This window comes from Aureimonas ureilytica DSM 18598 = NBRC 106430, assembly GCF_000382705.1.
Taxonomy (GTDB): Bacteria; Pseudomonadota; Alphaproteobacteria; order Rhizobiales; family Rhizobiaceae; genus Aureimonas; species Aureimonas ureilytica.
On sequence record NZ_ARQE01000001.1, the window covers coordinates 617,571 to 638,734 of the forward strand.

At 69.2% G+C, this 21,164-nt stretch carries 19 protein-coding genes; 14 read left to right on the plus strand and 5 right to left on the minus strand.

All coding sequences use genetic code 11. The annotated features are described in order from the left end of the window. Nucleotides 1–162 precede the first annotated feature (162 nt). Together B146_RS0102975 and lptC are read right to left on the minus strand one after the other, a co-directional pair. Nucleotides 163–795, minus strand: coding sequence for an LptA/OstA family protein (locus tag B146_RS0102975; RefSeq protein ID WP_019994929.1), 633 nt, complete (start codon nucleotides 793–795; stop codon nucleotides 163–165). After that, nucleotides 792–1,517, minus strand: coding sequence for an LPS export ABC transporter periplasmic protein LptC (lptC, locus tag B146_RS24840; RefSeq protein ID WP_019994930.1), 726 nt, complete (start codon nucleotides 1,515–1,517; stop codon nucleotides 792–794). The genes B146_RS0102975 and lptC overlap by 4 nt, the downstream gene beginning before the upstream one ends. Before the next feature lie 275 nt (nucleotides 1,518–1,792). Here lptC and sppA point away from each other — a divergent pair, with 275 nt between their 5' ends. From sppA to B146_RS27520, 3 genes are all read left to right on the plus strand, one after another. Further along, nucleotides 1,793–2,740, plus strand: coding sequence for a signal peptide peptidase SppA (gene sppA, locus B146_RS0102985; protein WP_244498127.1), 948 nt, complete (start codon nucleotides 1,793–1,795; stop codon nucleotides 2,738–2,740). Between the two features lie 103 nt (nucleotides 2,741–2,843). Next, nucleotides 2,844–3,122 carry an integration host factor subunit beta gene (locus tag B146_RS0102990; RefSeq protein ID WP_019994932.1) on the plus strand — a complete coding sequence of 93 codons (279 nt, stop codon included), beginning with the start codon at nucleotides 2,844–2,846 and terminating at the stop codon, nucleotides 3,120–3,122. Between the two features lie 237 nt (nucleotides 3,123–3,359). Next, entirely contained in the window at nucleotides 3,360–3,764 is a 405-nt protein-coding gene (locus B146_RS27520) for a LapA family protein (protein WP_019994933.1), read from the plus strand. Between the two features lie 100 nt (nucleotides 3,765–3,864). Here B146_RS27520 and B146_RS0103000 read toward each other — a convergent pair whose 3' ends face one another. Beyond that, nucleotides 3,865–4,341: a CoxG family protein gene (locus tag B146_RS0103000; RefSeq protein ID WP_019994934.1), complete on the minus strand. Its 477-nt coding sequence runs from the start codon at nucleotides 4,339–4,341 to the stop codon at nucleotides 3,865–3,867. A gap of 158 nt (nucleotides 4,342–4,499) precedes the next feature. Here B146_RS0103000 and B146_RS0103005 point away from each other — a divergent pair, with 158 nt between their 5' ends. The 6 genes from B146_RS0103005 (at nucleotide 4,500) to B146_RS0103030 (ending at nucleotide 9,975) form a co-directional block, all read left to right on the plus strand. Then, nucleotides 4,500–5,699 carry a class I SAM-dependent methyltransferase gene (locus B146_RS0103005; protein ID WP_081630905.1) on the plus strand — a complete coding sequence of 400 codons (1,200 nt, stop codon included), beginning with the start codon at nucleotides 4,500–4,502 and terminating at the stop codon, nucleotides 5,697–5,699. Next, the gene (locus B146_RS0103010; protein ID WP_051091494.1) at nucleotides 5,696–6,571 is read left to right on the plus strand and encodes a TrmH family RNA methyltransferase; all 876 of its coding nucleotides are present in this window, start codon (nucleotides 5,696–5,698) and stop codon (nucleotides 6,569–6,571) included. Before B146_RS0103005 ends, B146_RS0103010 begins: the two co-directional genes overlap by 4 nt. Beyond that, the gene (gene lspA / locus B146_RS24850; RefSeq protein WP_019994937.1) at nucleotides 6,568–7,089 is read left to right on the plus strand and encodes a signal peptidase II; all 522 of its coding nucleotides are present in this window, start codon (nucleotides 6,568–6,570) and stop codon (nucleotides 7,087–7,089) included. The genes B146_RS0103010 and lspA overlap by 4 nt, the downstream gene beginning before the upstream one ends. Before the next feature lie 23 nt (nucleotides 7,090–7,112). Continuing rightward, entirely contained in the window at nucleotides 7,113–8,123 is a 1,011-nt protein-coding gene (gene acuI / locus B146_RS0103020) for an acrylyl-CoA reductase (NADPH) (RefSeq protein ID WP_019994938.1), read from the plus strand. Between the two features lie 92 nt (nucleotides 8,124–8,215). Beyond that, nucleotides 8,216–9,115 carry a l-ornithine N(alpha)-acyltransferase gene (gene olsB, locus B146_RS0103025; protein WP_019994939.1) on the plus strand — a complete coding sequence of 300 codons (900 nt, stop codon included), beginning with the start codon at nucleotides 8,216–8,218 and terminating at the stop codon, nucleotides 9,113–9,115. Between the two features lie 170 nt (nucleotides 9,116–9,285). Then, nucleotides 9,286–9,975: an outer membrane protein gene (locus B146_RS0103030; protein WP_019994940.1), complete on the plus strand. Its 690-nt coding sequence runs from the start codon at nucleotides 9,286–9,288 to the stop codon at nucleotides 9,973–9,975. A 63-nt stretch (nucleotides 9,976–10,038) separates the two neighbouring features. Here the strand turns inward: B146_RS0103030 and B146_RS29345 are convergent, their stop codons facing one another. After that, nucleotides 10,039–10,335: a DUF1236 domain-containing protein gene (locus B146_RS29345; RefSeq protein WP_019994941.1), complete on the minus strand. Its 297-nt coding sequence runs from the start codon at nucleotides 10,333–10,335 to the stop codon at nucleotides 10,039–10,041. Between the two features lie 459 nt (nucleotides 10,336–10,794). Here B146_RS29345 and mutS point away from each other — a divergent pair, with 459 nt between their 5' ends. The 4 genes from mutS to murJ all read left to right on the plus strand — a co-directional run bounded on the left by mutS (nucleotide 10,795) and on the right by murJ (nucleotide 19,066). Further along, complete coding sequence (gene mutS, locus B146_RS0103040; RefSeq protein WP_026358277.1) at nucleotides 10,795–13,446, plus strand: DNA mismatch repair protein MutS; 2,652 nt, start codon at nucleotides 10,795–10,797, stop codon at nucleotides 13,444–13,446. A 158-nt stretch (nucleotides 13,447–13,604) separates the two neighbouring features. After that, a complete protein-coding gene (locus B146_RS0103045; RefSeq protein WP_019994943.1) occupies nucleotides 13,605–14,450 on the plus strand; it encodes an SDR family oxidoreductase in 846 nt (281 codons plus the stop codon). Nucleotides 14,451–14,573: 123 nt separating this feature from the next. After that, entirely contained in the window at nucleotides 14,574–17,456 is a 2,883-nt protein-coding gene (locus tag B146_RS0103050) for a [protein-PII] uridylyltransferase (RefSeq protein ID WP_019994944.1), read from the plus strand. Next, a complete protein-coding gene (murJ, locus tag B146_RS0103055) occupies nucleotides 17,453–19,066 on the plus strand; it encodes a murein biosynthesis integral membrane protein MurJ (protein WP_026358278.1) in 1,614 nt (537 codons plus the stop codon). Before B146_RS0103050 ends, murJ begins: the two co-directional genes overlap by 4 nt. Before the next feature lie 16 nt (nucleotides 19,067–19,082). On the opposite strand, the gene B146_RS0103060 is transcribed toward murJ, so the two are convergent. Continuing rightward, entirely contained in the window at nucleotides 19,083–19,616 is a 534-nt protein-coding gene (locus B146_RS0103060) for a DUF3597 domain-containing protein (RefSeq protein WP_019994946.1), read from the minus strand. Nucleotides 19,617–19,845: 229 nt separating this feature from the next. Here B146_RS0103060 and trpS point away from each other — a divergent pair, with 229 nt between their 5' ends. Then, a complete protein-coding gene (gene trpS, locus B146_RS0103065) occupies nucleotides 19,846–20,910 on the plus strand; it encodes a tryptophan--tRNA ligase (protein WP_019994947.1) in 1,065 nt (354 codons plus the stop codon). Nucleotides 20,911–21,164: the final 254 nt, after the last annotated feature.

The following is a 21,164-nucleotide window of genomic DNA, read 5'->3' on the forward strand; positions in this document are numbered from 1 at the left end:
GAAGGACCCCTAGACGAATAGGGCCCCGAGACGAGAAGGGCTGTTGGCCTGGAGTGGCTCGGCGGGGCCGCGAAGAGCGGCCCGGCCGGAAATCCGAAAGGTCCGATCGGACCACCCGTCGCGCCCCGAGAGCGCGCTCCGAGAGCGCCCTTTGCGGGCGGCTCAGCGCCCGGCGGGCTGGTCGGCCCCCGGCGACAGGAGCATGCGCACGCGCCCGCCGCCCTGGCCGCCGCCCGGCGCGCCGCCGCAATCGCGGCTCTGAAGGCGCGCGACGCCGGTTTCCATCTGGATGCGCAGGACGCAGCCCGTGGCGACGTTCTTGCCCTGGCTGAGCACGACATTGCCGCGCAGGACGGCGACCTGCGTCGCCATGTCGAAATCGGCCCGGTCGGCGGTCGCCACCTGATCGGCGGACTTGATTGTCACCTTGCCGGTGGCCTCGAGCTTCGAAATGTCGCCCGAGCCGCCCGGCATGTTGGAGCGCGCGGCGGCGGGCTGCGCGGTGGCGGCGCCGCCCTCCTGCTTGCGCACGTAATGCACGAGAAGCTTCTCGGCGGTCATCGAGGTCTGGCCCTGCTGGACGCTGACATCGCCCGAGAAGGTGGCGAGCGCCTGGCCGTCATCGACGTCGAGCTGGTTGGATTCGATGGCGATCGGCTGGTCGCCCTGCACCTGGAGCCCGCCGAAGGAATTGCCGAAACCCTGCGACTGGGTCTGCGCGAGCGCCGCGCCGGACAGGGCGAGCGAGGCGGCCAGGCCCAGGAGCACGGCGCGGGAGCGAAGGGTCTGGATCATGGTCGGGGCTCGCTGGAAGGGGCTTCGGCCCCGTTGGACGCGGTGGGTAGAAGGGTCAGCTTGACGCGGTCCCGGAAGGAAATGTGCTTGCCGCGATCGGAAATCACGACATTGCCCGCCTCGAGGCGTTGATTCGGGGTCGCGATCTCGACCGGGCCGGAGCCCGTCAGGGTTCCATTCTGAAGCGAAACGTCGGCGCTCGCCAGCTTGATGCGAATGCCGCTCGTGGTTTCCACGTTGATGTCGTCGTAAAGCCGCAGCACTTCGCTGCGCGTGTCGTAGCGCCCCTTGGCGGCGTCGAGCTGCGCCTTGGTCGTGTCGTCCACGGTCAGATTGGCGCGCACGCCTTCCAGATCGACGCCCGAGCCGCCGAGCGTCTGGATGGCGCGGTCCGCCAGCATGGAATAGGGCCGGTCGCGCCCGTCGACGCCCGACATGCGCGGGTCCGACATGACGAGGCGCCCGTCCTGAATGGAGGTCGAGGCGAAGGCGAGGTCGCCCGGCACGCGCCGCGCCGCCCAGGTGACGACGAGCGCCGCCGCCACGATCACGGTCGCGATCGCCGGCAGGCCGACCTTCAGCCAGCGCACGGTGCGCGAATGCCGGCTCGCCCGGCGGAACTCACGCTCCCGCTGCGCGTCGCGCGCCGTCTCGCCCGGCGTCGCCAGGGCCTGAAGACGCGGGTCGTCCGCCAGGGGGAGATGATCGGGAGGGGCCTGCAATGGGGTTCGATTCCTCGCGTGTCGCACGAAAACGCGCCCGGCTGTTCCAAGATCGGCCGGGCGCCCCGTGCGGTCAATCAACGTATCGTGTCGTATCTATAAGTGATATGGGGTTTTTGCATGGTTAAGCGAAGGCTGCGTGATGGCGCGGGTGAGGCGTGCCCGCGCGGCGCGCGGCGCGCGGCCGCCGCGCCGTTCCGCCGCCGTGGCCTGACGAGGGCGAACCGGGGTTTCCCGGCATGAAGGGCGGAAGCAAACGCATGGATGCGGACGGCATGATCGATCGGCGGCGCCTGCGGCGCAAGCTCGGCTTCTGGCGGGTTCTGGCCGTCCTCGTCGCGGGTCTGGCGGTGCTGGCCGTGACCTATGCGAGCGGCTGGCGGCCCGGCGGCAAGGCTGGGGCGCTGCGCGAGGAGATCGCCCGTGTCGAGGTGACCGGCGTCATCACCGAGGATCGCGACCGGCTGGAGCTTCTCGAAGAGTTGAAGACCGATCCGCGCGTGCGCGCCGTGATCATCCGCGTCAACTCGCCGGGCGGCACCACGGTCGGCGGCGAAACCCTGTTCGAGGCGATTCGCCAGCTCGCGGCGGTGAAGCCCGTGGCGGCCGAGATCGGCACGCTCGCCGCTTCCGCCGGCTACATGGTCGCCATCGCGACCGACCGCGTCGTGGCGCACCGCTCCTCGATCGTCGGCTCGATCGGGGTGATCTTCCAGTATGTGGACGCTTCCGTCCTCCTCGGGCGCATCGGCGTCGAGGTGAATGCCGTGAAGTCCTCGCCGCTGAAGGCCGAGCCCTCGCCCTTCGCCCCGGCCGCGCCCGGCGCGCGCGAGATGATCGGGCGTCTCGTGAACGACAGCTACGAATGGTTCGTCGGGCTCGTGGCCGACCGGCGGGCGCTGCCCGAGGCCGAAGCGCGGCGTCTGGCCGACGGTTCGATCTTCACCGGCTCGCAGGGGCTCGACAACAAGCTGGTGGATGCGCTCGGCGGCGAGGCGGAAATCCGGCGCTGGCTGGAAACCGAGCGCGGCGTGCCGGCGGGTCTGAAGATCGAGGAGCGCGAACCCGAGAAGGACGGCTGGGGCCTGTTCGGCTCGGCCCGCTCGGCGCTGTTCGGTCTCCTCGGCCTCGATCCTTCGGCCGGCGATCTCGTGGAAGCGCTCGGGGGCTCGGGTGGGCACCTTGACGGCATGGTGTCGCTTTGGCAACCTCCGCGCCACTAGAGCGAAGCGCCGGGAGGCTCCGCTTTGCGATTGGAAACAAGGGTTTGCGCGAGATGATCGCGTGCCTTCCCAACCTTGAGACAGCATCCCCGAGGAGCCCGCGTTGATCAAATCCGAACTCGTGCAGATCATCGCCAGCCGCAATCCGCATCTCTACCAGCGGGACGTGGAAACCATCGTGAACGCGATCTTCGACGAGATCACGCAGGCGCTGTGCGAGGGCAATCGCGTGGAGCTGCGCGGCTTCGGCGCCTTTTCGGTCAAGAACCGCCCGCCGCGCGCCGGCCGCAACCCGCGCACCGGCGAGTCGGTGGAGGTCGAGGAAAAGTGGGTGCCCTTCTTCAAGACCGGCAAGGAGCTGCGCGAGCGGCTGAACGGCTGACGGCCCGCCGGAGCTTGCCTCCGGCCCGTCGGAGCTGAAGCTCCGGGGCGGCGGGGCCGGTTCCCCCGAGGGTGTGCAGACCTCGCCGGCTCGGCGCGATTCGCTTCGGGGGATCGATTATCCCGGCGGATTGACCTGTCGGCCCGGATAGATCATTTCGGAGCGAGACGCTTGCTTGTCCGGCGCCGCGCCCCATGCTCTCTCAGGGCGTATTCCAAGGTTCGAAGTGGCCATAAGATGATCCTGAAGATCGTTTCCTTCCTCATCCTCGCGCCGCTCGCGGTGCTGCTCGTGGTGTTCTGCGTCGCCAATCGCGAAGCGATCACGGTGTCCTTCGACCCGATCGGCACGCTGCCGCAATTCGCCTTCCAGGCGCCGCTCTTCGTGCTGCTCGTGTCCTCGCTGATCGTCGGCCTCCTGCTCGGCGGCTTCGGCACCTGGATGACGCAGGGCCATTACCGCGCCAAGGCCGCCAACCGCCGCCGCGAGATCGAGAACCTGCGCCACGAGGTCGACCTGTCGAACGAGCGCCTGCGCCGCCTGCGCGAGGAGCGCGAGCGCGATCTGGCCGCCCAGGGCCCCGCGCTTCCCGCGCCCGCCAATACTGCCCGCGCCCTGGCGAGCCCCTCGGTCGCGGCCTGATCTGATCTCATGAGCGGGAAGGGCGGAGCGATCCGCCTTTACCTTTTTGCGTTGGCAGGGCCGCCGACGGAACGCCGCCGGCCTTTCTCCCGCCTCGCGCTCAGGCCTCGGCCGGCTGCGCCGCGTCGGCGTCCGCGTCGCCCCGGACATGGGCGGCGAAACAGTCGAAGAACTGGTTGGCGAATTTCTTGGCCGTGGAATCCACGAGCCGCCCGCCGAGCTGGGCGATCTTGCCGCCGACCTTGGCGTCCACCTCGTAACGCAGCACCGTGTCCTCGCCGTCTTCCTCGAGCTCGACATTCGCGCCGCCCGAGGCGAAGCCGGCAATGCCGCCCTTGCCCTCGCCGACGATGGAATAGCGCCGGGGCGCGTCCACGTTCTCGATGCGCACCGCGCCCGTGAAGGTCGCCTTGACCGGCCCGACCTTGGCCACCACCGTCGCCGCCATCTCGTTCTCGCCGACCATTTCCAGGCTCTGGCAGCCCGGAATGCAGCTCTTGAGAACGGCGGGGTCGTTCAGCATCGCCCAGACGGTGTCTCGCGGCGCGGCGAGCCGATATTCGCCCTTCAGGTCCATCGTCATCCTCCCAGACGCCGCTCTCTGTCCCGAACACGGACGGCGGCGGTCGTTGATCCCAGAATACGCCCGATCCCTCGCTTGCCAAGCGCCGGAGCGCGCACCACCCTTTGCAGCAGCGTTTGCGAAAAAACGCCTCCATGCGCTATGAGCCGGCGATGACGAAGAACAGGACCACCCGGCCCGGCGCCCCCAAGCGCCCCGGTCGGCCGGCCGGCGGGGACAGGCCCGGCGGCTTTCAATCCAAGCGCCCGCCCAAGCGCGCCGAGGCGCAAGGCGGCTCCGAGCGCGAGCCCGCGCGCGAGCGCCGCCCCGCGCGGCCGGCGCCGGACGCCTTCGCACGCACCGCCGAGGATGCCGCGCCCGCGCCGCGCCTGTCGACCGACGAACTCGGCCGCGAGAACCGGCGCGACCGCCCGGCGGTGGAATGGCCCGCCGGCGATCGCCCGGCCTTCCGCGCGCCGGTGATCCTGACGGTCGAGCCCGGCGCGGACTATGCGCTTCTCGATTCGGGCGACGGCGAGAAGCTGGAGCGCTACGGCCCGCTCACCATCCGCCGGCCCGAGAACCAGGCGATCTGGCCGCGCCGCACGCAGGCCGCCGACTGGGACGGGGCCGACGCGGTCTTCACCGGCGACACGGACGAAGAGGGCACCGGCCGCTGGCGCTTCCCGCGCGAGGCGCTCGGCGAAACCTGGCCGATGCGCCAGGACGGGCTCGCCTATCTCGGCCGCTTCACCTCGTTCCGCCATGTCGGCGTGTTTCCCGAACAGGCCGTCCACTGGCGCTTCATGACCGACCGGATCGAGGCGAGCCTCCGGGACGACGCCGCGCGCCCGGTGCGGGTCCTGAACCTCTTCGGCTATACGGGTCTCGCCTCGCTTCTCGCCGCCCGCGCCGGGGCTGAAGTGACGCATGTCGACGCCTCCAAGCGCGCCATCGGCTGGGCGCGCGAGAATGCCGAACTGGCGGGCCTATCGACCAAGCCGGTCCGCTGGATCTGCGAGGACGCCGTGCGCTATGCCGAGCGCGAGGTGAAGCGCGGCACGCGCTACGACATCGTTCTTCTCGACCCGCCGAAATTCGGCCGGGGGCCGAAGGGCGAGGTCTGGCAGATCTTCGAGGACCTGCCCTATCTTCTCATGCTGATGCGCCAGCTCCTGTCGGAGCGCCCGCTCGCCCTCGTTCTCACCGCCTATTCGATCCGCTCCTCCTTCTACTCGCTCGCCGCCCTGATGGGCGAGCAGTGCCGGGGTCTGGGCGGCGCCATCGAATCGGGCGAACTCGTCATCCGCGAGGCGGGCGAGGATGCCCGCCTTCTCTCCACCTCGCTCTTTTCCAGATGGGTGTCCGCTTGAGCCGTGACCGCGACGCAGCCTCCTCCGCCCCCGCGACGCGCCGGCCCGACACGGTCGCGCCCGGCCGCGTGAAGGAGGTGACGAGCGTTTCCAACCCGATCGTGAAGGACATCCGCAACCTCGCGCTGAAGAAGCATCGCGAGGAAACGGGTCTCTTTCTGGCCGAGGGGCTGAAGCTCGTTCTCGACGCGCTGGACGCCGGCTGGCGCATCGAAACGCTGGTGGCCGCCAAGACGCAGCTTCACACCGAGCTTCTCCAGAAGGCCGCCGCGCGCACCGTGGCGCTCGGGGCCGACGTTCTGGAAGCCAGCGACAAGGTGCTCGCCGCCATCGCGCGGCGCGACAACCCCCAGAGCGCCATCGGCATCTTCCGCCAGCGCCTGCATCGCACGGACGAGATCGATCTCGGCAAGGACGGGCTTCTCGTCGCGCTCGACCGGGTGCGCGATCCCGGCAATCTCGGGACCATCCTGCGCACGGCGGACGCCGCCGGCGCCAAGGGCGTCGTCCTGATCGGCGAAAGCGTCGATCCCTTCTCGCTGGAAGCGGTGCGCGCCACGATGGGCTCGATCTTCGCCGTGCCCGTCGTCAGGCTCAGCGAGAACGAGTTCCTGCGCTGGCGCGCCGGCTTCAAGGGCCTCGTCGTCGGCACCCATATGAAGGGCGCGGTGGACTATCGCGCGCCCGCCTATGGCAAGCGCCCCGCCGTGCTCCTCATGGGCAACGAGCAGAGCGGCCTGTCGGAGGCGCTCGCCGGCGCCTGCGAGACGCTGGTGCGCATTCCCCAGGTCGGCCGGGCCGACAGCCTCAATCTCGCCGTCGCCACCGGCCTGATGATCTTCGAAGCGCGGCGCGGGAACCTCGCGCTGTGACGCGGCTCGTCAACAATCTGGCGCTCGTCGCCTTCTTCGCCGCCGCCGACCAGATCGTGAAGCTTCTCGTGGTGCGCACCATGGCGCTCGGCGAGGCGATCGAGATCCTGCCCTTCCTGGCGCTTCTCCATGCCCGCAACGAGGGCATCGCCTTTTCCATGCTGGACGGGTTCCACGACACGGGACTCGCCGTCATCTCGGGCCTCGTGCTCGCCTTCGTGGTCTGGCTCTGGTGGAACACCGCGCCCGAGCGCAAGCTGACGCATGTCGGCTTCGCGCTCATCGCGGGCGGGGCGATCGGAAATCTGATCGACCGGGTCAATCTCGGCTATGTCGTGGACTATATCCTCTTCCACACGCCGGTCTGGAGCTTCGCGGTCTTCAATCTGGCCGACAGTTTCATCACGATCGGCGCGGCGCTGATCCTGATCGACGAGTTCCTGGTCGCGCGCCGGCCCAAGGGCGCGGGCCGGGGCGAGACGGGACGCGACGAGACGGGCGCGCCCGACAAGGTCTGATCCCGGCCGAGGAGGCTTCCAGCATGGTGGACGAATTCCGGGCGATCCGGCTCCAGAAGGGCGAGGCTGGCGCGCCGCGCGTCGAAGAGGCCGTGCTCACGCCGGACGACCTGATGGAGGGCGATGTCGACGTCGCCGTCGAGGCCACCACGATCAACTACAAGGACGCGCTGGCGCTCACCGGCCGCGCGCCCGTGGTGCGCCGCTGGCCCATGGTGCCGGGCATCGATCTCGCCGGCACGGTCGCGGCCTCGCGCTCGGCGCTCTGGCGCGAGGGCGACAAGGTGATTCTCAACGGCCATGGCCTCGGCGAAACCCATTGGGGCGCCTATGCGGGCCTGGGGCGCGTCAAGGCCGAATGGCTGGTGCCGCTGCCCGCCCGCTTCTCGGCCGCTGAGGCCATGGGCATCGGCACGGCCGGCTACACGGCGGCGCTCTGCGTGCTCGCGCTGGAGCGCCACGGCCTGTCGCCCGAGCGCGGGCCGGCGCTCGTCACCGGCGCGTCGGGCGGAGTCGGCTCGATCGCGGTCGCGCTTCTGGCGCGGCGCGGCTGGCATGTGACGGCCTCCACCGGCCGCCCGGAGGGCGCCGACTGGCTGCGGGGGCTCGGCGCGTCCGACATCCTGGATCGCGCCGACCTCGCCGGCCCCGGAAAGGCGCTCGGGTCGGAGCGCTGGGCGGCGGGGGTCGACAGCGTCGGCTCGCACACGCTCGCCAATCTCCTGTCCATGACGAAGCGCGACGGCGCGGTGGCCGCCTGCGGCCTTGCCGGCGGCCTGGACCTGCCCGCCAGCGTCGCGCCCTTCATCCTGCGGGGCGTCGCGCTTCTCGGCGTCGATTCCGTTTATGCCGCACAGGCCGAGCGGCTTCGGGCGTGGGAGCGTCTGGCGGAGGATCTCGATCCCGCCGTTCTGGCGAGCCTCGTCACGGAAATCGGCTTTGCCGACATCGTGCCCACCGCGACCGCTCTTCTGGAGGGCAAGGTGCGCGGACGGGTCGTGGTGACGGATGTCGGTGCTGCAACACGCATATGACCCTTTGCGATCCATCATGGTTTACGTCATGAAAGGGTCGCGAGCACGGCTTATGTCGGTATGAGCCATAAGCAAGGGCCGGAGGCAGTGACATGGGTGCTTTCAAGCATATCGACGTGACGCAGGCCCAACCCGTTCGGCTCAAGCAGCCGTTCGGTGTGCGCATCAAGCTGGGCCGGCCCGCGCCCTTCGATCCGCTGGCTCCGGTCCTCGGCCGGCTCTGCGAGCTGGAGGTTCGGCTGGCGCGCTCGCGCGCCGAGCTGCGCGAGGCCCAGCAGCTGCGCTACCATGTCTTCTACGAGGAGATGAGCGCCAAGCCCTCGGCCTTCCAGCGCATGACGCGCCGGGACCGCGACGGGTTCGACAAGTTCTGCGATCATCTGCTCGTCATCGACACGACCCGGCCCGCCGGCTCGCGGATCGTCGGCACCTATCGCCTGCTTCGCCAGGAAAAGGCCGAACTCGCCGGCAGCTTCTACACGGCCGGCGAATTCGAGATCGAAAGCCTGCTCGCGCGCCACCCCGGCGCCCGCTTCCTGGAACTCGGCCGCTCCTGCGTGCTGAAGTCCTATCGCGGCAAGCGGACGGTGGAGCTTCTGTGGCAGGGCATCTGGGCCTATGTGAAGCAGCATCGCATCGACGTGCTCTTCGGCTGCGCCTCGCTCAGCGGCACGGATCTCACCAGCCTCGAAGCCCCGCTCGCCTTCCTGCGCGACCATGCACCGGCGCCGGAAGCCTGGCGCGTGTCGGCCGTGGCCGGGCGGCGCGCCCGTGTCGGCGGCGAAATTGCCTGCCTCGATCCCAAGCGCGCGCTGGCCAGCCTGCCGCCGCTTCTCAAAGGCTATCTGCGCCTTGGCGGCTATGTCGGCGAGGATGCGGTGGTGGACCACCAGTTCGGCACGACGGACGTCTTCGTCGTGGTGCCCGTCAAGAACATCAATCCGCGCTATATCCAGCATTTCGGCGCCGAAGGCACCCGCTTCGCCGCTTGACGGCGCGGCGAGGTTCCATGGCCCCGCGCGGGCCTTGCCGAGCGTCGCACGCCCGCAACACCGCGTAACATCCCTGTCATCGACGCCCGTTAACCAGAGGGTCGGACGCGGCGAGCCGCGCCCGGGCGCGGCGGTTCGCGCCCGTCTCCGACATGGACGGGATCGATCCGATGCGCCTTCCGCTGGCCTGCCTCGCCCCTGCCGCGCTGACCGGTGCGGCGCTGACTCTCGTCGCGATGACGGGCATGGCGCGCGCCGACTACGTCATCTCGGCCTATGGCGGCTACAATTTCTCCTTCGACGGCACGGTGGACGTCGCGAACGGCCCGTCCACCCATACGCTCGACATGTCCTGGGACGGGCGCAGCTTCGAGAGCGGCGCGCCTTATTACGGGCTGCGCGGCACGGCCTGGCTAAACCGCTTCGGGCAGCCGAACTGGGGTCTCGCACTCGATTACGCCCATGCCAAGGTTGCGGCCGACCCGCTGCCGCCGGGCGTCACCACGCTGGAATTCACCGACGGGCTGAATCTGCTGACCGTCAACGCGCTCTACCGAACCCGGCCGATGGGCCGGGTGACGCCCTATCTCGGGCTCGGCGCCGGCCTCGCCATTCCCCATGTCGAATATCAGGAAGCGGGCGGCCCGCGCACCTTCGAGTATCAGGTCGCCGGGCCGGCCGTGCAGGCGCTGGCCGGCGCCGACATGGCGCTGACGGATTTTCTCTCGGTCTTCGGGGAATACAAGCTCGCCTATAGCCACAACGCCGCGCGGCTGGTGAACGGCGGCTCGCTCACCACCGATATCGTCACCAACCAGATCGTGCTCGGCGCGAGCCTTCGCTTCGGCGAGGGCCGGTAGGCGCGGCGGGGGAGGGGCGGGAAGCGGCGAGCCGGCCTCGCGCCGGCCCGCCAAGGGCGATGCTCAGTCGACGCGCACCACCGAGCGCGTCGCCATGTCGACGATCACCGGACGACCGTCATAATAGAAATAGCCGAAATCCTTCGTGCCCTCGACCGCGGCGAGCTGCACCTGGGCGGGAACCGAGGCGCCGAGCGTCGGGGCGAGCCGCATCTTCACGTCCGGCACCGGATGGTCCACGGCATATTGGTGGACGTTCACCGGCGCGGCACCCTGCGCTGAGGCGGCGAGCGGCGCAATGGCGAGGCCGAGAGCCAGCGCCAGTCCCTGAAGCCGAAACGCGTTCCGTGTCGTGATCATCTTCGTCCTTCGGTATCTCACGCGGGCGTGAACCCGAGCATCTGTTTCGCATCGCATCATAAGGGGCCAAACCTTCCCTGCCAACGCGGCGGCGCGCGGAGCGGCCCTTCGATGGATCGAAAAGCGCCTCCGAACCCGTTCGGGATCGAGCGGACGCTTTTCCTCGGGCTCCCTTATCGGCCCTGCGCGCTGAACGGCGACTGAACGGGCGGGTTCCCCCATCCCGCGCCCGCGCCCCAGAACGAGGAGGCGCATTGTGGATTTCGGGCGCAACCCCGCCATCCGAGCCGCCGCGCCTTTCCCTGGCCCGCCGAAAGCCGCTAGTTTGCCGGGATGCTGGACATGATCCGACCCGACCCCGCCGCCCGTTCCGCCGACGCCGCCTCCGCCGAGGCCAAGTCGGGGGGCTCCGCCGCGCCCGACGCGAGGGGCGAGGGGGCGGCCGGCGCGCCGACGCCGATGATGGCTCAGTTCCTGGAGATCAAGTCGCGCCATGCCGACTGCCTCCTTTTCTATCGCATGGGCGATTTCTACGAGCTTTTCTTCGACGACGCGGTGGAAGCCTCGCGCGCGCTCGGCATCACGCTGACCCGTCGCGGCAAGCACGAGGGCGCCGATATTCCGATGGCGGGCGTGCCGGTCGTCTCGTCGGACGATTATCTGGAGAAGCTGATCGCGCAAGGCTATCGCGTCGCCGTCTGCGAGCAGGTGGAAGACCCGGCCGAGGCCAAGAAGCGCGGCGCGAAATCCGTCGTCAAGCGCGAGGTCGTGCGCCTCGTCACACCCGGCACGATCACCGAGGAAACGCTGCTGGAGCCCGGCCGGCCGAACTTCCTCGCAGCGCTCGCGCGCCTCGGCGGCGAGGGCGGCTCCTTCGCGCTCGGCTGGACCGATCTGTCGACGGGGCAGTTCCGCATCGCGCCCTCGGCCGCGGATCGCATCTTCGCCGATGTCGTGGCGCTGGAGCCGGCCGAACTCGTCGTGCCCGACACCTTGCGCGAGGACGAGGCCCTGCAGCCGCTTCTACGCCGCCTCGGCCGGCGCGTGCGCTTCGAGCCGGCCAGCCTCTTCGACGCGGCGACCGCTGCCGAGCGTCTGCAGAGCTTCTTCGAGGTCTCGACGCTGGACGGGTTCGGCGCCTTCGGCCGGGCCGAACTCTCGGCCGGCGCGGCGCTTCTCTCCTATCTCGAACGCACGCAGCTGAAAGCCCGCCCGCCGCTGGAGCGGCCGGAGCGGGTCGAAGCCGGCTCCTTCATGGTGATCGACCCCGCGACGCGCGCGAGCCTCGAACTCTCGCGCACCGTGTCGGGCAAGCGGCAGGGCTCGCTTCTCGCCACGATCGACCGCTGCGTGACGGGCGCGGGCTCGCGGCTTCTGGCGAGCCGCCTCGCCTGGCCGCTGACCGACCCGCAGGCGATCGCCCGCCGGCAGGACAGCGTCGCCGCGCTTCTGGACGACCCCGAGCTACGCGCCGAACTGCGCGCCGCCCTCAAGGGCATGCCCGACACCGAGCGCGCCCTGTCGCGCCTCGCGCTCGACCGGGGCGGGCCGCGCGATCTCGGCGCCGTGTCCGAAGGGCTGGAGCGCGCGAGCCTGATCGGCGAGCTTCTCGCCGAGGGCGAGTTCAGCTGGGAGCTGATGGAGGCGGCCCGCGCCATCTCGGCCCTGCCGCAGGACCTGCGCTTCGCCTTGCGCGCCACGCTGCGCGACGAGCTGCCCTTGCAGCGGCGGGACGGCGGCTTCGTGCGAGAGGGGGCGAACGCCCAGTTGGACGAGGCGCTGGCGCTGCGCGATCATTCGAGGCAGGTCGTGGCCGATCTCCAGGGGCGCTATTGCTCGGAAACCGGCGTTCGCTCGCTGAAGATTCGGCACAACAACGTGCTCGGCTATTTCGTGGAAGTGCCCGAAGCCCATGGCGCGGCGCTGCTGGAACAGGGCAGCGGCTTTTCCCATCGCCAGACGCTCGCCTCCGCCATGCGCTTCACCACGGTGGAACTCTGCGATCTCGAAACGCGCATCGCCCAGAGCGCGGCCGAGGCGCTGCGCATCGAACTGACCCTGTTCGATCGGATGCGCGGGGAGGTTCTGGCCGCGACGGATGCGCTTCGCGCCGCCTCCGCCGCCCTGGCGCTGATCGACGTGACGGCTGGGCTCGCCGAACTCGCGCTGTCGGGAAACTGGGTGCGGCCGCTGGTGGATTCCAGCCTCGCCTTCCGCGTCGAATGCGGGCGCCATCCCGTCGTGGAAGCGGCGCTGAAGGCGTCGGGCGGCGGGCAGTTCGTGGCGAACGACTGCGATCTCTCGCCGCCGGCCGGCACGGGAGCCAAGCGCGAGGCGGGCGTGATCTGGCTGATCACCGGGCCGAACATGGGCGGCAAGTCCACCTTCCTGCGCCAGAACGCGCTTGTGGCGGTGCTCGCGCAGATCGGCTCCTTCGTGCCGGCGACAAAGGCGCATATCGGCGTGGTGGACCGCCTGTTCAGCCGCGTCGGCGCGTCCGACGATCTGGCCGAGGGGCGCTCGACCTTCATGGTCGAGATGGTGGAAACCGCCGCGATCCTCAATCAGGCGAGCGAGCGCACGCTGGTGGTGCTCGACGAGATCGGACGCGGCACCGCGACCTATGACGGGCTCTCCATCGCCTTTGCCGCCGTGGAGCATCTGCATGAGGTGAACCGCTGCCGCGCGCTCTTCGCCACGCATTTCCACGAGATGACGGCGCTCGCCGCGCGGCTGAAGCGCCTCGCCAACGTCACCGTGCGCGTCAAGGAATGGGAAGGCGAGGTCATCTTCCTGCATGAGGTGACGGCGGGCGTCGCCGACCGCTCCTACGGCATTCAGGTGGCGCGGCTCGCCGGCCTGCCCCCGGCCGTGTTGGAGCGGGCGCGGCAGGTTCTGACGCAGCTCGAGAAGAGCGAGCAGGGAGAGAAGCGCACGGCCTTCATCGACGACCTCCCGCTCTTCGCCGCGCTGAACCGCAAACCGGCCGAGCCGGAAGCGCCTGCCGCCCTGAAGGCGCTCAGCGAAGTGGACCCGGACGCGATGAGCCCGCGCGAGGCGCTGGACGCGCTCTACCGGCTGAAATCGCTCCTGCCGCGCGCGAAGGCTTAGAGTCGGGCTTCGCGGGTCACCCGTAGCCGGCTGATCGAACCGATGGCCCGGGCGGCAGCCATGCGGGAACGCATGGGCTTTCGCTTGGCTTCCTTGCGCATGCGCCGTCCCGGCCGGCATCCGCCGCCCCGGCCGGCAGATGAGAAGGAACAGCCATCATGTCGAACTTCCCCGCCCAGCATCAGACGGAAGAGCCCGGTCGCGAGCACGAGATGAACCCGAGGCCCGATTACGCGCCGCGCTTTCCCGGCTCCGGCCGCCTGAAGGACAAGGCCGCGATCATCACGGGCGGCGATTCCGGCATCGGCCGCGCCACCGCCGTTCTCTTCGCGCGCGAGGGCGCCGATGTCGCCATCGTCTATCTGGAAGAGGACCGGGACGCCGAGGAAACCAAGCGCCTGATCGAGGCCGAGGGCCGCAAGGCGCTCTTGATCCGGGGCGATGTTCGCTCCAAGGGCTTCTGCAAACAGGCCGTCGATAAAGCCGCTGCCGAGTTCGGCAAGCTCGACATTCTCGTCAACAACGCCGCCCATCAGGAAGAAGCCGAAGACGTCAGGGACATCTCGGAAGAGCAGCTCGCCAAGACCTTCGAGACCAATATCTACGGCTATTTCTACATGACGCAGGCCGCGCTCGACCATCTGAAGGCGGGCTCGGCGATCGTCAACGTGACCTCGGTCAATTCCTACAAGGGCAACACGACGCTGATCGACTATTCCTCGACCAAGGGCGCCATCACCGCCTTCACGCGGTCCATGGCCTCCAACCTCGTGGAAAAGGGCATCCGCGTGAACGGCGTCGCGCCGGGCCCGATCTGGACGCCCTTCATTCCCATGTCGATGGACGCCGAGAAGGTCGCGAATTTCGGCAGCCAAGTGCCGATGAAGCGTGCCGGCCAGCCGAACGAAGTGGCCTCCGCGCTTCTCTTCCTCGCTTCCGAGGACGGGTCCTATTTCACCGGACAGGTCATGCATCCGAACGGCGGCACGATCGTGGGAGCCTGAGGGCATCGGAGCCTGACACGGTCCCGCTCGCGGCGGGACGGGAGGGGGCGCGGTCTGGCCTTAAGCTTTTGACATGTCGGGAAATGCACTATAGCGCGAACCACCCGACGAGAAGGCAGAAGCATGACCGCGCATCCGATCCTGTCCAGTCGCGACCGGCCGAGCCGGTCGGCCTCCGCCCGGCAGGTCGCCTCGTCCGCCGATGACCTTCGCCTCGACGAGATCGTGGATGTCGCGGGCTTGCGCGCCGCGCTCGCCCGGATCGGCTCCAGCGAGAGCGGGCCGGGCAGTCTCGAGGCGCGGGCCGAGGTTCTCACCGTTCTGAAGCGCGTCAATGCCGAAGGGCGCAAGGCCGCCGAGCGCCTCCTGTTCGAGGATGGCGGCGGCCTCCTGTGCGCCGCGCGCATCTCGCATCTGCAGGACGAGCTGATCCGCGCCGTCCACGATTTCGCCCACCATTACATCTTCGGCACGCCCAACCCGTCCTCGGGCGAGCGCATGGCGATCTGCGCCGTCGGCGGCTACGGGCGCGGCACGCTGGGACCGGGCTCCGACATCGATCTCCTGTTTCTCCTGCCCTACAAGCAGACCGCGCTTTGCGAGCAGGTCGCCGAATATCTCCTTTATCTCCTGTGGGACCTCGGCCTGAAGGTCGGCCACGCGACGCGCTCGGTCGAGGATTGCGTGCGTCTCTCGGCCGAGGATTTCACGATCCGCACGGCGCTTCTGGAGCGCCGCCTCGTCTGCGGCGACACGGCCTTGTTCGAGGATCTCGGCCGGCGGTTCGACACGGAGGTGACGGAAGGCAACGGGCGCGCCTTCATCGCCGCCAAGCTCGCCGAGCGCGACGCGCGCCACCGCAAGACCGGCGACACGCGCTATCTGGTCGAGCCCAACGTGAAGGAAGGCAAGGGCGGGCTTCGCGACCTTCACACGCTGTTCTGGATCGCCAAGGATCATTACCGCGTCAACACGCGCGAGGAACTCGTGGCGGTCGGCATCTTCTCGCGGCGCGAGGCGCGCCTGTTCGAGAAGGCCGAGGATTTCCTCTGGGCCGTGCGCTGCCACATGCATTTCATGACCGGCAAGCCGGAAGAGCGCCTGTCCTTCGACCTCCAGCGCGAGATCGCCGCGCGCCTCGGCTACAACACCCATCCGGGCCTCACGGATGTCGAGCGCTTCATGAAGCACTACTTCCTGATCGCGAAGGACGTGGGCGATCTCACCGGCATTTTCTGCGCCGCGCTGGAAGAGGAAAACGCCAAGGACGCGCCGGGCCTGCGCGGTCTCATGCGCTCGTTCCGCCGCCGCTCGCGCCAGATTCCCGGCACGCTCGCCTTCCGCGCCGACAATGGCCGCATCACCGTGTCGGACCGCAACGTCTTCACCGACGACCCGTTGAACCTCCTGCGCCTGTTCAAGCTCGCCGCCGTCCACCAGCTGGAATACCACCCGGACGCCTTAAAGCTCGTGCGCCGCTCCCTGCGCCTCGTGGACGCCGCGCTTCGCGCCAATCCGGAGGCCAACAGCCTTTTTCTCGACGTCCTGACGGATCGCAACAATCCCGAACTGCATCTGCGGCGGATGAACGAGGCGGGCCTTCTCGGCCGCTTCATCCCCGACTTCGGCAAGATCGTGTCGATGATGCAGTTCAACATGTACCATTCCTACACGGTGGACGAGCACCTGCTTCGCACCGTCGCCTGCATGTCGCGGCTCGAACATGGCGAGCTCGCGAGCGAACTGCCGATGACGAGCGGCTTCGTGGAGACGATCCGCGACCGCGTGCCGCTCTATGTGGCGCTGCTCCTGCACGACATCGCCAAGGGCCGGCCGGAGGACCATTCGGTCGCCGGCGCCGCGATCGCCGAGGAGCTGTGCCCGCGCTTCGGCCTCGACGAGCGCGAGACCGAACTCGTCGCCTGGCTGGTGCATGAGCATCTCGTGCTCTCGATGACCGCGCAGCAGCGCGACCTGACCGACCGCAAGACGATCCGCGACTTCGCCGAGCGGGTGCAGACGCTGGACCGGCTGAAGCTCCTCACCATCCTCACCGTCTGCGACATCCGCGCCGTCGGCCCCGGCGTCTGGAACAACTGGAAGGGCCAGCTCATCCGCACGCTCTACGCGGAAACCGAGCTGCTTCTGACGGGCGGCTATTCCGAATCCTCGCGCCGCCAGCGCGCCGACTTCGCCCGGCGCGAACTGTCCGAGCGCCTGAAGTCCTGGCCGGAGGGGCGCCGCGCGGCCCGCGTCGACCAGCACTACGACAATTACATGCTGACCGTGCCGCTGGACGATCAGGTGCGCCATGCCGAGTTCATCGACGCGGCCGACGAAAAGGGCCAGAGCCTCGCGACCGTCGCGCGCACCGACAAGTTCCGGGGCGTCACCGAGATCACGGTTCTGGCGCCCGACCATCCGCGCCTCCTGTCCTTGATCGCGGGCTCGTGCGCTGCGGCCGGCGCCAATATCGCCGACGCGCAGATCTTCACCATGACCGATGGGCGGGCGCTCGACATCGTCACCATTACCCGCGACTTCGCTGAGGATGCCGACGAGCTGCGCCGCGCCGAGCGCATCGCCAGGACGGTGGAGGCGCTGCTCGGTGGGCGCGAGGCGATCCCGGCGCTGCTCGCGCGCCGCCGCCCGACGCGCTCCACCCAGTCCTTCGCGGTCGCGCCCCGCGTCGAGGTGCGCAACGACCTGTCGAACCGCCTCACCGTCGTCGAGGTCGAGGGGCTGGACCGGCCGGGGCTTCTCGCCGATCTCACCGGCGCGATCTCCGATCTCTCGCTCGACATCCGCTCCGCCCACATCACCACGTTCGGCGAAAAGGTGGTGGACGTCTTCTACGTCTCCGACCTCCTCGGCCTGAAGATCATCGGCGAGGGCCGGGCCGAGCGCATCCGCCGCCGGCTTCTCGCCGTCTTCGACAGCCCGGAGGGCGAACTCTCCTCCGCCACCGCCAAACCCTCGCCGGTCGCCTTCGGAATCGTCTCTTGAGCCTTTTGAAGAAGTTCGCCACGGTCGGTGGCGCGACGCTGGTTTCCCGCGTCTTCGGTTTCACGCGCGAGATGATGATGGCCTCGGCGCTCGGCGTCGGGCCGGTCGCGGATGCGTTCAATCTCGCCTTCCGCTTTCCCAACCTGTTCCGCCGCCTGTTTGCGGAAGGGGCCTTCAACGCCGCCTTCATTCCGCTCTTCGCCCGCTCGCTGGAGGAGGAGGGCGAGGACGGCGCCAAGCGCTTCGCGACCGAGATCTTCTCGACGCTCTTCATCGTGCTCCTCGTCGTCACCGTCGCGGCCATGGTCTTCATGCCCGCGCTGGTGAAGACGATCATCGCGCCGGGTCTCGCCGCCTGCATCGACGATCCGCAGACGCTCGGCCAGCAGCTCTCCTGCGAGGATCGCTACGCGATCACGGTCGCCTTCTCGCGCATCATGTTCCCCTATCTCGCCTGCATGTCGCTGATGGCGATGGTATCGGGCATTCTGAACGCCTTCCGTCGCTTCTTCGCCGCCGCCGCCGCGCCGACCCTCCTCAACTTCGTGCTGATCGGCGTTCTCGCCTGGTGCTGGTGGGAAGGGGCAAGCCAGCAGACGATCGGCTTCCTGATGAGCTGGGGCGTCCTGCTTGCCGGCGTCGCGCAGCTTCTGATGGTGACGATCGCCATGCGCATGGCCGGCTTTTCCGTGGCGCTGCAGCGCCCGCGCTGGACGCCCGCGCTCAAGCGCCTTCTGATCCTCGCCGGCCCGGCCGCGCTGATCGGCGGCATCACCCAGATCAACCTCTTCGTCGGCCAGGCCATCGCCTCCTACCAGCCGGGCGCGGTGTCGATCCTGACCTATGCCGACCGGCCCTATCAGCTGCCGCTCGGCATGGTGGGCGTCGCCATCGGCGTCGTGCTCCTGCCCGAACTCGCCCGCGCGCTGAAGGCGGGCCGCATCGAGGAAGCCCAGCACACGCAGAACCGCTCGCTGGAATTCGCGCTCTTCCTCACCGTTCCGGCGGCGGTCGCGCTCTTCATCATGCCCGAGCCGATCATCCGCCTGATCTATGAGCGCGGCGCCTTCCTGCCCGAGACGACCCATCAGGTCGCCGCCGTGCTCGGCCTCTACGCCCTCGGCCTGCCGGCCTTCGTGCTGATCAAGGTCTTCTCGCCCGGCTATTTCGCGCGCGAGAACACGCGCGTTCCGATGATCGTGACGGGCGTTTCGGCGCTCGCCAACACGATCCTCTCCTTCGGGCTCTTCTGGTTCTATGCCGAACAGGGGATCGCGCTCGCCACCACGCTGGCCGGCTGGCTCAACGCCTGGCTCCTGTTCGAGGGCCTGCGCCGCCAGGGCCTCTGGCAGGTCGACATGGCGCTGGTGAAGCGCTCCGCGCTCGTCGTCCTGTCGGCCGGCGCGATGGGCGCCGTGGTCTGGTTCCTGATGAACCGCCTCTCGCCCTATCTCGCGAGCGGCGTCGGCGCGCATGTCCAGGGTCTCGCGATCCTCGCGATCGTGGCCGCCGCCATGGCCGTTTATTTCGGTCTCGCGCTCGCCACGGGCGCGGCGGACCGCTCCATGGTGCGCAATCTCCTGAAGGGCCGGCGCTCCAAGCGAGGCTGAGCGCCGGCGCCTTTCCTCAATCGCGCAGGTCGGCGGGGACCTGCCCGCCATTCTCGGCGAGCTTCCGCATGACCGCCTTGTGCAGCCACGTGTTCATGGTCGCCGAGTCGCCTGTGTCGCCCGTGTAGTGCAGCTCTTCGGCCAGTTCCTTGCGGGCCGACAGGCTCGAGTCGAGATCGAGCAGCTTCAGGAGATCGACGATCGAGCGGCGCCAGTCGAGCGGCTGGCCGGCGCTCCTGGCCTTGGCCTCCAGAATGGCCGCGACATCGACCGGCTGGCTCGGCTGGGCCGGCGCGCTCGCCCCCGCTCCGCCCGCGGGCGCGGCGGCGGAAGCGTTGGGCGCGGCGGGAGCCGGCGCCGGCGCCTGAGGCGCGGCGGGTGCGGCGGCCGGCGCGCCACCGGCCGAGGCCGAGGCGCCGCCCGCCGGAGCACCACCAGCCGGAGCGCCGCCAGCGGAGCCGGGCGCGGGTGCCTGAGCGGTCTGCGGCGCGGGCTCGGCCGCCTCGGCGCTGCCGAAGATCTTGTCCCGGATTCGGTCGAAAAAGCCCATCTCGTCTCTCCTTCTGGCGGCGCCAAGCGCGCTGTCCCGGCGCGGTCCCTTCGAAAGACGATCTGGCAGCCTTAGGTTCCGAGGCGCGAGGGCGGGGAAGCCGTGGGAGCGAGGCGGGGGAAGCGGGGCGGGCTCGCCGCCAAGCCCGCTTGCGGCGCGGGCTCGGCTTCGCCATAAGCGCGCCAACCGGCGTTCGTCTCCGGGCCCGCCGCTTTCGGAGTTTCCCCCCATGGCCGATTTCAAGCCTCTCGTCTTTTCCGGCATCCAGCCGACCGGCAATCTCCATCTCGGGAACTATCTCGGCGCCATCCAGAAGTTCGTCGCCCTTCAGGCCACGCAGGACTGCATCTTCTGCGTCGTGGACCTCCACGCCCTGACCGCGCAGCTCGTGCAGGACGACCTCGCCCAGCAGACGCGCGAGATCGCCGCCGCCTATCTCGCCGCCGGCATCGACCCCAAGCGCCATATCGTCTTCAACCAGTCCGCCGTGTCCGGCCATGCCGAACTCGCCTGGGTCTTCAACTGCGTCGCCCGCATCGGCTGGATGGAGCGCATGACCCAGTTCAAGGACAAGGCCGGCAAGGACCGCGAGCGCGCCTCGCTCGGCCTTCTCGCCTATCCGAGCCTCATGGCCGCCGACATCCTTCTCTACCGCGCGACGCACGTGCCCGTCGGCGACGACCAGAAGCAGCATCTCGAACTCACCCGCGACATCGCGACCAAGTTCAACCACGACTTCTCCGCCCGCATCGAGGCCAAGGGTCTCGGCGTGCCCATGGCCATGGGCGAGGAAACCGTGAACGGCTACTTCCCGCTCGCCGAACCCCTGATCGAAGGGCCGGCGACGCGCGTCATGAGCCTCAAGGACGGCTCCAAGAAAATGTCGAAGTCGGACCCGTCCGACCTCTCGCGCATCAACCTCACCGACGACGACGAGACCATCGCCAAGAAAATCCGCAAGGCCAAGACCGACCCGGACGCGCTGCCCTCCGAACCCGCCGGCCTCACTGGGCGGCCCGAGGCCGACAATCTCGTTGGCATCTACGCCGCCCTCTCCGAGCGCTCCAAGGCCGATATCCTGACCGAATTCGGCGGGCGGCCCTTCTCGGAGTTCAAGCCGGCCCTCGCCGACCTCGCCGTCGAAAAGCTCGCGCCCATCGCCGGCGAAATGCGCCGCGTCCTCTCGGACCCCGCCGAAATCGACCGCACCCTCCAGGACGGCGCCGAGCGCGCCCGCGCCCTCGCGGACCGGACGCTCGCCGACGTCAAGTCCATCCTCGGTCTCATGGGCTGAGGGTGGACGCGGGGGTTCGGCGGGGCTACCGCCCCGGACCCCGTCCGGGAAGGACTTCCCGGGCCCTTCGCTTCTTTTGGGACTTTTCCGAGATCGGGGAGGGCCGCCGGCCCTCCCCGATCTCGGACACATCGCCCAAGAGAAGAGGGGTCCAGGGGAAATCATTTCCCCTGGCGGGGTGAAGGGGCCGAGCCCCTTCGTGCCCAAGCGTCTCACCCGCTTGCCGCCCGCCGGACGGGCTGGCATGGTCCGGC